12 protein-coding genes are annotated in these 13,133 nt (G+C 31.0%); all 12 read right to left on the bottom strand.

Annotated elements, in window-relative coordinates:
* Window positions 1–57 precede the first annotated feature (57 nt).
* Window positions 58–1,575: an ABC transporter substrate-binding protein gene (locus tag VJ881_03915; GenBank protein ID HKL75194.1), complete on the bottom strand. Its 1,518-nt coding sequence runs from the start codon at window positions 1,573–1,575 to the stop codon at window positions 58–60.
* A gap of 84 nt (window positions 1,576–1,659) precedes the next feature.
* Window positions 1,660–2,529: a MurR/RpiR family transcriptional regulator gene (locus tag VJ881_03910; protein HKL75193.1), complete on the bottom strand. Its 870-nt coding sequence runs from the start codon at window positions 2,527–2,529 to the stop codon at window positions 1,660–1,662.
* A 50-nt stretch (window positions 2,530–2,579) separates the two neighbouring features.
* Window positions 2,580–3,548: an ABC transporter ATP-binding protein gene (locus tag VJ881_03905; protein HKL75192.1), complete on the bottom strand. Its 969-nt coding sequence runs from the start codon at window positions 3,546–3,548 to the stop codon at window positions 2,580–2,582.
* Window positions 3,541–4,521: an ABC transporter ATP-binding protein gene (locus tag VJ881_03900; GenBank protein ID HKL75191.1), complete on the bottom strand. Its 981-nt coding sequence runs from the start codon at window positions 4,519–4,521 to the stop codon at window positions 3,541–3,543. Before VJ881_03900 ends, VJ881_03905 begins: the two co-directional genes overlap by 8 nt.
* A gap of 6 nt (window positions 4,522–4,527) precedes the next feature.
* Window positions 4,528–5,385 carry an ABC transporter permease gene (locus tag VJ881_03895; GenBank protein ID HKL75190.1) on the bottom strand — a complete coding sequence of 286 codons (858 nt, stop codon included), beginning with the start codon at window positions 5,383–5,385 and terminating at the stop codon, window positions 4,528–4,530.
* The gene (locus tag VJ881_03890) at window positions 5,382–6,368 is read right to left on the bottom strand and encodes an ABC transporter permease (protein ID HKL75189.1); all 987 of its coding nucleotides are present in this window, start codon (window positions 6,366–6,368) and stop codon (window positions 5,382–5,384) included. Before VJ881_03890 ends, VJ881_03895 begins: the two co-directional genes overlap by 4 nt.
* Before the next feature lie 101 nt (window positions 6,369–6,469).
* Complete coding sequence (locus VJ881_03885; GenBank protein HKL75188.1) at window positions 6,470–8,131, bottom strand: ABC transporter substrate-binding protein; 1,662 nt, start codon at window positions 8,129–8,131, stop codon at window positions 6,470–6,472.
* Window positions 8,132–8,307: 176 nt separating this feature from the next.
* Window positions 8,308–9,225 carry a DMT family transporter gene (locus tag VJ881_03880; protein ID HKL75187.1) on the bottom strand — a complete coding sequence of 306 codons (918 nt, stop codon included), beginning with the start codon at window positions 9,223–9,225 and terminating at the stop codon, window positions 8,308–8,310.
* 100 nt (window positions 9,226–9,325) lie between these two features.
* Complete coding sequence (locus tag VJ881_03875; protein ID HKL75186.1) at window positions 9,326–10,414, bottom strand: dipeptide epimerase; 1,089 nt, start codon at window positions 10,412–10,414, stop codon at window positions 9,326–9,328.
* 24 nt (window positions 10,415–10,438) lie between these two features.
* Window positions 10,439–11,221 carry a serine hydrolase gene (locus VJ881_03870; protein HKL75185.1) on the bottom strand — a complete coding sequence of 261 codons (783 nt, stop codon included), beginning with the start codon at window positions 11,219–11,221 and terminating at the stop codon, window positions 10,439–10,441.
* A 14-nt stretch (window positions 11,222–11,235) separates the two neighbouring features.
* Window positions 11,236–12,603 (bottom strand): NlpC/P60 family protein, encoded by a 1,368-nt coding sequence (locus VJ881_03865; protein ID HKL75184.1) that lies wholly within the window; start codon window positions 12,601–12,603, stop codon window positions 11,236–11,238.
* Between the two features lie 28 nt (window positions 12,604–12,631).
* Window positions 12,632–13,133, bottom strand: a 502-nt coding sequence (locus VJ881_03860; GenBank protein ID HKL75183.1) for a diaminopimelate decarboxylase, incomplete at its 5' end; no start/stop codon positions are given.

Below are 13,133 nucleotides of genomic sequence, written 5' to 3'. Positions count from 1 at the left end.
ACATCCTTAAAAAATAAGGCCTGTGAATTCACAGGCCTTATTTTATTATTCAAATAATTATTTGAGATTTACATGTTTTAGTACAGATTCTCCAGTAAGTGCTGTTGGATTAAAACCTTCAACATCTTGATTTACAGCATAGAATTGATAAGGAGCATTTAAGAAAAGATTAGGAGCTAATTCATTTACAAGCATGCTCTGTGCCTTTTTATATAGCTCTGATCTATCCATATAATCTGCTGTAACTCTTGCTTCTTCTACTAATTTATCGAATTCAGCATTACTAAAGCCCCAAACATTAGCTGTTCCTTCTGTATGGAAAAAGAAATGAAGAGCTCTATCTGGAGTAACACCTGATCCATTAAGTCCAACTAAAAATTGATGATCAGTATTTACCCAGGCATCTATATATGTTCCCCATTCAACTAATTCAATTTTAGTAGAAATTCCTGCTTTTTTAAGTTGATTTTGAATAGCTAAAGCAGTATCTACCATATAATCATAAGTACTTGATGTTTTTATTGTAAATTCAAGTCCATCTTCATATCCAGCTTCTTTTAATAATTCTTTTGCTTTTTCAATTTGACTTCCACCATAGGAAGGATAACTATCTACAGGAAGTGCCCATTTTTTCTGAGGAGGAGGCACAGGGCCTGTTACAGAAGCATTTCCATTATATACAATCTCGGCAATTTCTTCTCTATCAATTGCATAACTTAAAGCAAGTCTAACTTTTGGATCATCAAAAGGTGCCTTAGTAGTGTTGAATCCAGCATAAGTATAGTTTAAACTGGGATAATTTATAACATTGATGTTTTTTTGATTTTTTAAAATTTCAGCACCATCAGGAGTAATACTACTCAAATGTACCTGACCTGATCTTAAAGCAGCAATCCTGGCTGATTCATCTTTCATAACCAAAAATTCTATTTTATCTACTTTGGGCAGGCCTTCTTCAAAATAATCTTCATTTTTGACTAATATTGAATGTTCATCTGGAGACCAATCTTCCAACTTAAAAGGTCCTGTACCACAGGCAGCCTGTTTTAAATCTCCATTTTCTTCTACAACTTCTTTAGGAACAACTGCAGCCCAGACATGAGCAACATTTGTTAAAAATCCTGCAAACGGCTTTTCAAGTTCAAAAACTACTGTATACTTATCAGGAGTTTTTATTTCTTTAACCATTGTAAAATATGATTGAGCTATTGAAGAAGTATCAGGATTAAGAATTCTTTCAAAACTGTATTTTACATCCTCTGAGGTCATTTCCCGACCATTATGAAATTTTACTCCTTCATGCAAATCAAATTCATAAGTTTTTTCATCTATCATTCTCCAATTCTTTGCCAGTTCAGGCACAATATTACCTTCTGCATCCATATCAACAAGGCCATTATAAATATGTTGATAAACCTGAATGGAAGAAGCTGCCGGAACAAGGTGAGGATCAAACCCAACTGCTGACTGGTCCTTTGCTACTTTTAGAACATCTTCTGCCTGTGCCTCAACAAAACCAAAACTAAAAACTAGTAATAATAAAACTGCAACTATTTTAACTAAATTGTTTCTCATTTTCTCCACTCCTTTTTTAGTATCTTATTATTAAAAGAAAATATTAATATTATTTATACCCCCCTTTCTGAAATTAAAAGATTATTATTTTAATCGACTATCCTGCATTACTACTCTTGTCTTGCTTAAAGCTTCTATTGTCTTATCATATTCAGAACTGGCAACTCCTAAAAACAATACATCAATGACTGCCAGTTGAGCCATCCTTGAAGCTAAAGCACTTCCTCTAAATGGGGTTTCTTTTGAAGAAGTAAGTAAAATTATATCAGAAACTTTCGTTACTGGAGAATCCATATTAGAAGTTATTGCAATTATTTTAGCTCCAGCATTTTTAGCTATCTCTAATGATTCCATCAACTCTTTAGTACGTCCTGAATCTGAAATAGCTACTACTAAATCATCTTCTGTAAGTAAAGAAGCTATAGTTTTCTGTTTATGATTATCTAAAAGAGCTTCAGCCACATAATTAATTCTTTTAAACTTCAATTCACTGTCTCTGGCAACTATCCCTGAAGCTCCAAATCCAAAAAAGTATATTCTTTTTGAATCTATTACAGTCTTTATTGCCTCTTTAATATTATTATTATCAAAAAGTTTTTTTGTGTTATGCAAGGATTGATCATATATTTGAAAAATTTTATTTATTATTTCTTCTACATTATCTTCTGCTTCTATCTCACCATAGATACGATCCTGCTTCCCTTTTTTTTCTGCCTGAGCTAACATAATCTTTAATTCCTGATATCCAGAATAACCAATATGCTGACAAAATTTAACGACAGTAGCTTCACTTACTCCTGCTTCTCTGGCCAGTTTAGTAATTGATAGATGAATTACTTCTTCACGATTATTTAATATATATTTTGCCACCTTTTTTTCTGCAGGTTTTAATTGTTCCATATAACTATTTATTCTTAAAATACCGTGAGGTAAATTTTTTGCATTTTTACTCACTATACTCACTTCCCTTAATATTAATAATTAATTTTTGCTATTTAAAAATATTAATATAAAATACATCTTACATAATGATTATCTTCAATTTTTTTCATTTCCGGTATTGCTTTTGAACATTCAGGTTTTGCCTCAGGGCATCTAGGATGAAAACGGCAGCCTGAAGGAGGATTTACTAAACTTGGTATATCTCCCTGAGTAGTTAATTTGCCATCTCTAAAACCTTTTTCAGGTTGTGGTGCTGCCGATCTTAATAATTGTGTATAGGGATGATAGGCTTTTTTAATTACATCCTCTGCCGGACCTAATTCCATTAACATTCCAGCGTACATAACTCCTATTCTGTCCGCAATATATCGAGCACCTGCCAGGTTATGAGTAATATAAAGATAGGATATATTCTCTTCATCTCTAAACTTTTTGATCATATTCATAATTATTATTCTAATAGAAACATCAAGCATTGAAGTAGGTTCATCAGCTAAAAGCAATTCAGGATCAACTGATATTGCTCTGGCAATATTTATTCTTTGCAGTTGACCTCCTGATAATTCATGAGGAAATTTGTCTATAAATTGTTCAGCAGGTTCCAGACCAACCTGAACTAAAACATCTTTGATTTTTTCTTCTACATTATTTCTATCTGCCAATCCATGAATCAAAAATGGTCTCTCTAAAATAGCTCGGATGGTATGAGTAGGATTAAGTGCTCCAAATGGATCCTGAAAGATCATCTGCACTTTTTTTCTATAGGCTAAATTATTTTTTCGGACTTCTTTTCCATAAATATTTTTGTCATTATAATATATATTCCCAGAAGTAGGTTGATGCAGTTTGGCTACAACATTAGCAGTAGTAGTTTTACCACTACCAGATTCACCTACTATTGAAAGTATTTCTCCTCTGTAAAGTGAAAAAGAAATATCATCCATAGCATGTACATATTCTTCTTTGCTTCCAAATTTTTTTACTGGAAAATGCATTGATACATTATCAAGTTCTAATATTTTTTCACTCATTATTATTACCTCCTGTATAGAGGTGACATCTTACTTTATGATTTTCTTCAATTTCTTTAAATTCAGGCATTGTTTTCTGGCAAATATCCATTCTTTTATCACATCGAGGATAAAAAGGGCATCCCTGAGGAGGATTTAATAAATCAGGTGGTTTCCCAGCTATTCCACTCATTTCCTCTAATTCTCCAGTCAGAGGTGGAAAAGAATTCATTAATCCTTCAGTATAGGGTTGTAAGGGATTAAGATAAATTCTATCTGCCGGCCCTATTTCTAAAATTTTACCTGCATACATAATTGCCAATTTATCCGAAATTTCAACCAATAAGGAAAGATCATGGGTAATAAATATTATTGAAAAATTAAATTCATGTCTTAATTCCTCTACTTTTTCTATTATATTTCTTTGAACTACAACATCTAAAGCAGTAGTAGGCTCATCCATAATCATCAAATCAGGATTTAAAATCATGGCCATAGCTATCATAACTCTTTGTTTCATTCCACCAGAAAGTTGATGGGGATAAGCATCCAATCGATCAATTTGTATATCTACAAGTTTGAGCATTTCCTTTGCCCTTTTTCTTGCTTCTTTATCAGATATTTTTTTCTCATGGGCTTTTAGAGCATCTATTAATTGTTCACTAATTTTCATAACTGGATTTAAAGCATTCATTGCTGATTGAAAAACCATAGACATGTTTTTCCATCTAAAATTTTTGATTTGCTTATCAGATAAGTCAACCATGTTTTTTCCTGAAAATCTAATTTCTCCAGAGTATATTTTCCCATTATCTTCTAGCAAATTCATTATTGAATAGGCAAGAGTAGATTTACCACAACCTGATTCTCCTGCAATTCCTATAAGTTCACCTTTCTTTAAATCAAATGAAACATCATTTACAGCAAGCACATCTCCCATTTTTGTTTCATAACCTGCTGTTAAATGATCTATCTCCAGTATTGTATCAGACATCTATATCTACCTCTTCCTTATTTTAGGATTAGATATTTCATCAATAGCAAAATTCATTAGAGCAAAAGAAGTACCCAGTAAACCAATAAATAATCCAGGAGGTAAAAACCACCACCAGGCATTATAAAGAAGGGCTGCATTGTTTTGGGCCCAATAAAGCATTGTTCCCCAGGTTACTGTAGAAAGGTTGCCAAGACCAATAAACTCTAAAGTAGCTTCTCCAATAACTGCTGCTATAGTAGAAGTAAAAAAAGTAGCCATAACTAGAGAAATTATATTAGGAAATATTTCTCTGAAAACAATAATTAAAGGTTTTTCACCTAAAACTTCAGCTACTTTAACAAATTCTCTTTCTCGAACCGATAAAACCTGTGACCTTATCACTCGTGTTCCCCAGGCCCAGCCTGTTAAGGATAGAACTAAAATTATTGGTAATACACCCTTAATTGTAATATAAGAAGCAACAACTATAACCAGGGGTAGACTTGGTATTACTAAAAATATATTATTAATAAATGAGATTATTTCATCAATCACTCCACCATAATAACCACTGAAAAGTCCTAAAGTTAAAGCAATAAAAGTTGTTATTATACCGGTTGAGATACCTACTCCTAAAGAAAGTCGCGTTCCATAAATCAATCTTGAAAAGAGGTCATAACCAGCATGGCTTGTCCCAAGTGGATGTTTAAGAGATGGTTCAGCTCTAAGTTCAAATTTACCTGATTCATCTCTACTTTGTTTTGGTCCATAAGGGGCAATGATCGGAGCAAAAATAGCTATCGTTAGAAAAAATATGAGAATAATAACTCCAGTTAAAGCTTTTTTATTTGATATAAATAATTTCAACATATCTTTAATCATCTACTACCACCATCCCTTACACGAGGATCAAGTAACATAATCACAATATCAGCTATAAAGTTAGAAAATAAAACTCCAAGTATTATAAATAAAAAGATTGCCTGTAAAAGTGGATAATCTTGCTGTTGTACTGCCTGAAATAACATAAAACCAACACCAGGATAAGAAAATACCATTTCCGTAAGTAAACTACCTCCAATAACAAAGCCAAGAGCCATTGCAAAACCTGAAATAGAGGGTAATATTGCATTCTTAGCAGCATATAAATTTCTAATTCTACTGGCTGAAAGTCCTTTAGCTTTAGCTACAGTAATATAATCTTCAGCAAGTACATTTATCATATTGTTTCTAATAGTTAATATCCAATATCCCATAGAGCTTATTGTTATAGTTAAACCAGGTAAAAAACCATGATATAGAACCGATTTAAAATAGGCCCAGCCATCAGCTGGCATTAATCTAGTTGAGTGAGCTCCTCCTAAAGGAAAAAACGGATTATTAAAAGCTAAGAAATAGACTAAAATAAGTCCAAACCAAAAATAGGGGAATGATCTAATAAATAAAAATAGTCCTAAAATTGCATCAGAAATTTTACTTTTCCTTTTCCAGGCTATACCAATCCCGATAAAGGTACCTATTACAAAACTAAATATTGTAGAAAGACCCATCAAACCAATTGTCCAGGGGAGAGCTTTTTTGAGAACATCCCAGACTGGGGTAGGATAATGACTGATTGATATACCTAAATCTCCATGAGCTAAATTTACAAGATAATCCCAGTACTGAATAACGATATTTTTATCTGTTTCTAAACCAAAAGCTGTTCTTACCGCTTCAATTGCAGAAGGTTCAAGTCCTTCCAATCTTTGAATCAGAATTGTAGCAGGATCTCCTGGCATAAGTCTTGGTAAAATAAAATTTATAGTAAGAGCAACAAAAATAGCGAATATTAACCATAGTATCCTGCGAAGAAAATACTTCATTTTTTCCCTCCTTTATCCAGCTAAACAAATTTTATTAAAGCAAACCCCCGAAGCAATCGAGGGTCTGCTATTTATACTTATTTCCTTATATCTTAAAAAATTTATTCTACTGGTTCTAAATTTAAGAAAACTGGCATTTTACTCATTCCGGCTGTAGAAGGTGCGGTATATGGATTATCTTCACTTGGCCAGCCAGTGAAATTTTCAGTAGAATATTCAAACCAGACAGGATTAAAGAATAAAGGTACCATTGGACTATCCTTCAAAAATTCACCTACTATTACATTAATCAATTCTTTTTGTCTTTCTTTATCAGCAGTTTTACTATATTCCTGAATTGCTTCATCTACTCTTTCATTTTGATATCTAACCTGTGAATGACCAGTTGCACTTTCACCTATAGGTGCATAATGTCTTGAAGGTAAAATGTTATTAAATTGATAGTAAGGTGAAAATCCAGAGTTAGTATAATCAATTGACATATTATATTTACCATTAGTGATATTATCTAAATAAGGAGAAGGCCATGATACCTGTTTTACTCTAGCATTTACCCCTATTTCTTCTAATTGCTTACTAATTGTTTCAACAGCAGTAATCCAGTCTGTCCAACCAGTTGGAACATAAAGACTAAAGGATAGTTCTTCTCCATCTTTTTCCATAATTCCGTCACTATTTCTGCTGTATCCTTCCTGTTTAATCATTTGTTCAGCAACTTTTCTATTTAATTCCCAGTTAAATTCCATTGTCTCATCAGTAAGCCAGCTTAAATAACCTTTTTTAACTCCTGTGTTAGAAGCAGGAACAGCTCCTGAATTCATAATAGTTGTTATTTCTTCCTGATCAATAGCCATTGCAATTGCTCTTCTCATATTGCGGTTGGAAAATGGTTCTTTTCCATTATTTAAGTTTAAATAAACAATATTTCCTTCAGGAAGCCAGTAATGATTGTGTTCAGGATCTCTTTGGACATAGGTTTCATCGATATTGGAAATAAAGTAAGTACCCCAATCAACATCACCGGAAATTATTTTCATAGCAGCCTGTGAATTACCAGTTGCACTGATATATTCTACACCATCAATATAAGGTAAAGGCTTACCATCTTTACCTTCTTTCCAGTACTTTGGATTGCTTTTCATCTGAAAAGATTGATCAGCAAAAGTACCCTCTTTAAACATAAATGGACCGGTACCTACAGGATTTTCATTACCACTCCACTTAGATGGATTATCAACTTCTGACCAGATGTGTTCTGGTACAATATAAATACTTCCTACCTGTGGCATAACAGTTGTATTAGCTTCTTCAAAAACAAACTCTACTTTATATTCATCAAGTTTATTTACTTCTTTTAAACCTTGATTCCAAATTCCAGCTAAGTCAAGAGCCTTATCCTCTTTTGCCTGATTAAGTGTAAACATTACATCATCAGCATTGAATTTTTCGCCATCATTCCATTGAACATCTTCTCTCAAATTAAAAGTAAGAGTTTTTAGGTCATCAGACCATTCATAGCTTTCAGCCAGCCATGGTTCAATTTCACCTTTATAAGAATTAGCAAAAACTAAAGTTTCATAAATACCACCAAAAGTTATGTGTAAAGAATTTGGAGAAAAGGGATTAAAGTTCTTAACAAGCACTCCCTGCTTACTTGCTGTTACTCTAACAATTCCTCCTCTATTGACATCCTGAGCCATAACTCCAGTAGTCAAAGTAAAAATGAGCAGAAAACTTAAAATAAATATTATTTTTCTTTGCATTAAAAATTACCTCCCGTTTTTTTATTAAAGTAAATATTCAAAATATTTAATTATCAGAAGCTTTTCTCACCTCCCATAACTAAAATGTATATATTACTATATTCAATACAATAATAAAATTTCCTTCTTATTTTTTATTTTTTAATAAAATTATTTTTATAACAAGGTAAAAAAAATTAAATTCTTATTTTTTTAATTATTTTATCCTTATTTTGTAAAATAATAATTCCAATTAAAACTAAAAACATACCTATCATTTGAAAAGAATTTAATCGTTCATTGTAAACTAAATAAGATAAAATAGCCGATACAGGAATTTCAAAATTTGCAATAATAGAAGCTTTTACAGCCCCTATATTTTTAATACCTGTATATAAAAGAGCAACAGGTAAAACACCGGCAATAATAGCAAGCATTAAAATTCCCAACCAGGCTTTAGTCTCAAGACTATAATTAAATAAATGAAAGGGCCGATAATAAATAATAAGTGTAATTAAGGAAAAAGTATTAACATAAGCAGTCAAAATTATTGGCTCTATTTTATCCAAAAATGATTCAGAATAAACATTCATAAAAGCATAAAAAACAGCACCTAAAATCCCAAAAATAACCCCCAGACTTTCTACATTACTATTATAATTAAATAAATCAAGAACTAAAAAACTTCCTGTAAAAGCAATTATTAGCGAAAATAAAATAATTTTATCAAATTTTTCATTGCCAAAAACAAATGAATAGATTGTTACTAAAATAGGATAGGTAAACAAAAGAATAGTTGCAACTGCTACATCTAAAAACATAAAAGATTTATAATAAAATAGAGTCATAAAAGTATTACCAAATACACCAAGGATTAATACTTTTTTTAGTAATTTACTGGAAATAATAATTCTGGAACCATAAATATAATAAGAACCTATCCATAAAACTACTACAGCTATTAAATATTGTAAAATCAACATCTCTCCAGCACTTAAACCAAAACTATAAATATATTTTACAAAAAGTCCTGCACTACCAAAACAAATAGCTGATAAAACAGCTGCTATATATCCTATTTTATTGTTTTTTTTAACAAGATTATTATCTGCCAAATTAACACCCCAAATATGATAAAATTTATTTATTTTACCCACCTGTGCCCTAATTCACAGGTGGGCTGAGAAGGTACCAATAAAACAAAAAACATAAATATTATAATTCTTTTAAATTATTAACTTTATTAATTCCCAATCCTGGACCATCAGCCAAAATTATCTTCGGTCCATTTATCTTTATTCCACCATCAACTGGATCTTCTGCCAATAAACTTGGAGCATCCAGATCAAGGCGAGTAATATTTTTTTTGGCTGCAGCCAGATGAGCCGCTGCAGTTACAGAAATCTTTGCTTCTAACATACTTCCTAACATTGATTCTATACCATAAGCTTCAGCAATAGAGTTTATCTTAAGTGCATTATAAATTCCTCCTGCTTTCATTAATTTAATATTTATTAAATCACAGGCCTGCATCTCCAGAAGTTTCAAACAATCTTTTGCCCTAAATAAACTTTCATCAGCCATAATAGGAGTTAATACATTATCCCGAACAAATTTCATTCCTTTATAATCAGCTGCTTTTACTGGCTGTTCAACCAATTCTATATTTAAATTTTCTTCTTCCATCTTTTTTATGGCATAAACCGCTTCTTTTGCTTCCCAGCCCTGATTTGCATCTAATCTTATTTTTATTTCTGGTCCAACCGCTTCTCTTATAGCTCTTATCCTTTTTAAATCAAGATTTATCCCCTTACCAACTTTTAACTTGAGCGTTTTATAGCCCTCTTTTACCGCCTGGAGAGCATCTTCACTCATTTCAATCGGAGAATTTACACTAATTGTTAAATCAGATATAATTTCATCTTGATAGCCACCTAATAATTTATATAATGGCGCATCATAAATTTTACCATACAAATCATATAAAGCCATATCTATTGCCGCCTTAGCACTATGATTATTAACAGCTGATTCTTCTAAAAGATAATGTAATCTATCAAGATTATCTGCTTTTTCTCCAATTAGTAATGGTTTTATCTTTCCCATTATTAAACCTCTAATACCTTCATTCATATCTCCTGTAATCACAGCAGTTGGAGGCGCTTCACCTAAACCTACCAAACCACTATCAGTTATAATTTTTACCACTGTTTCTTCAGCTGATTCAACAGTCCTTAATGAAGTTTTAAATGGTTTTTTTAAAGGCACACTAAGATGATATAATTTTATATCAGTTATTTTCATTTTTTCCACCTCGGTTAATGAATTTTATAATCCACAGATCTTTTTGGCAACTTTAGCAATTGTAACATTACCATAGGCATTTGTCGGTAAATTTTTGGAAAGAACTACTAAAACAAATTTATTATTAGCAAAATTAAATATGGAAGCATCATGTTCTACTTTATCTAAAGTACCTGTTTTACTGGCGACTTTTACCCAATCATCTTCTGGAATATAAAAAGAAAGTTTATCTCTTATTTTTTGTCTACTCATAATTGAAAACATTTTTTCGCAACTTTTTTTAGAAATTATTGAAAAATTACTTTCATAAATATCTTGCAAAATTTCACCAATCTCATCTGCTTTTATGTAATTTTCTATCCCTTTTTTTCTTGATTCATAATCCATCATTTTTCTTTTTAAACAACTATCATAATTGCGGTTTTCTAAAAAATTGTTAATATTATTAATACCAAGTTTTTCAATAACTAAATTTGTAGCTGTATTATCACTTAAAACAATCATTAATAAAATCATTTCTGAAAGACTCATTTTAATATCTTTTCTAAGTTCAGATAATATCCCTGAACCTCCCACTCTTTTAGAAGAAGGGATAATAAAAAGTTCATTTGGATCAATAGTACCTGCTTCTAATTGTCTAAAATATTCAATCATAATAGGTATTTTAATAACACTGGCTGCCAAAAATATCTCATCTTCATTTATTTTTAATTCATCCTCATTCAATAAATCTTTATAATAGAGAGAATAGTCTCCTTTTCTATTTTTTAGATATTGGCTGATTTCTTTTTTTAATTCATTTTTCAAAAAAATTCCTCCCTCTAGTTTTCTAACAGAAATTTTTTAGCTAATTTAAATGATTCTAAATAAGTGTTTTCACTGCTTTTCATCAATTGTTCTGCCTTCATTACAAAAACTCCATGAACTGTTATTGCTTTATATTCTCCATTTTTATCATATTTACCATAACCAGAACCAGAATGTATTAAGTAATGTTCTCCCTTTTCTTTTCCAAGATACATCATAACATGGCCTTTCATATATATTGGGTCTCCAGCTTCTAATTTATCTAAAACTTCTCTCCTGTTTTTTAAATCACCATTAAATTCATAGATCTTACCAGCTGATATTTCTTCCTGAGGGAAACCAGCATCTCTTGGAATTTGAATACCAACCGTTCTATAAACATCCATAATAAAACGTGAACAATCTCTTCTTTTATAAAGTCCTCCCCAACCATATCTTTCACCTAAAAGTTTATAAGCCTGTTTAACCAAATTTTCTCTGGTATAACTAAGATATCCTTCATTTAAATCATTAGACCTGGCAATTAAAGCTTTTTTAAATTTAACCTTTTCTTTTTCTCCCTTTACTGGAAGCCAGATGACATAAGCTCCTTCAGGTGATTGGGCCTGTCCATTGTTTTCAGGAATAGAGTCTGGTAAATCTTCATTTTTTACAAGAGGAATTTTATCCCCCATTTGAAATAAAATATTAGATATTTGTCTGTCAAATGGATTGGGTTCAGTTTCTACTCTGCTTTCTGTAACAACTAAAAATCTCTCAGTATCAAAATAAGTTAAAGCTTCTTTTTTATTTTCTGTAATTGCTATTTTATCTCTTTTTACCCACCCTCTATATCTTTTGGCCTGAATAAAATACCAGTTCTCATCACTACTTGAATGTAAAATCGCACATGATGTGCCTACTGATAAGGCAGTAAGTTGTAATATATCCTGATCTATAGTTTCAGGACTTTTAGCATATATTTCACTACTAGGGAAAGATCTGACATTTGCTCTTTTAACTATAATCCCAAAATCAACTTCAATGTTTTTCTTTATATTTTCTAAATTAGTTTTTTTAATTAATTCTTTTTTTTCTTTTTTGGATATTTTTTTTGAGTTTTTATTATAATAATCTTTTTCTTTTATTTTTTCAGGAAGAGAATAATCTTCCATTAATGAATATAAATTTTTATCAGTTATTATGTCAGGATAATTGCTTAGTTCACAAAATTCTTCTTCTTTTCCCTTTTCTTTAGCCTTTTCAAAAATTATTTTATTAAATTCATTTATTTCTTTTTTAGTCATAACTTCATTTTTTTTATTATCTGCTAACCAAAATTCTGGTTTGAGCATATTTTCTTTTACACCAGGAGCTAACTTTATTTTTTGTAATTTAGACATTTAAGCTATCATCTCCTTAATTCTCTTTTTAATACCCTGCAGGAATAACATCATTTTTTATTAAGTCTTTATAACTTTCTCTTTTTACTATAAGATTAGCCTCTCCCTCATTTACAAGAACTATTGCTGGACGAGGTATACCATTATAATTATTTGACAAAGCATAAGTGTAAGCTCCTGTACAGGTTACTGCCAATATGTCCCCTCTCTTACTTACTGGAAGTTTAATATCCTTAATAAGTATATCTCCAGTTTCACAACATTTACCAGCAATACTTACTTCTTCCTCAGGTTCAGCATTCATTTTATTAGCTAAAAATGCCTCATATTCTGCCCCATATAAGGAAGGTCTAATATTATCACTCATACCTCCATTTATTGTTATATATTTTTTTATATTTTCAATTTCCTTGATCATTCCAATTTCATAAAGAGTAGTTCCTGCTGTTCCAATAATTGATCTCCCTGGCTCAAGTAATAATTCTGGTAGAGGATAATTATATTTATTAACCTCTTTTAAAACTTTTTTT

Source organism: Halanaerobiales bacterium (assembly GCA_035270125.1).
Lineage (GTDB): Bacteria > Bacillota > Halanaerobiia > Halanaerobiales > DATFIM01 > DATFIM01.
Note: the sequence above shows the minus strand (reverse complement) of the source record. Positions and strands in the feature narration are given on the sequence as shown.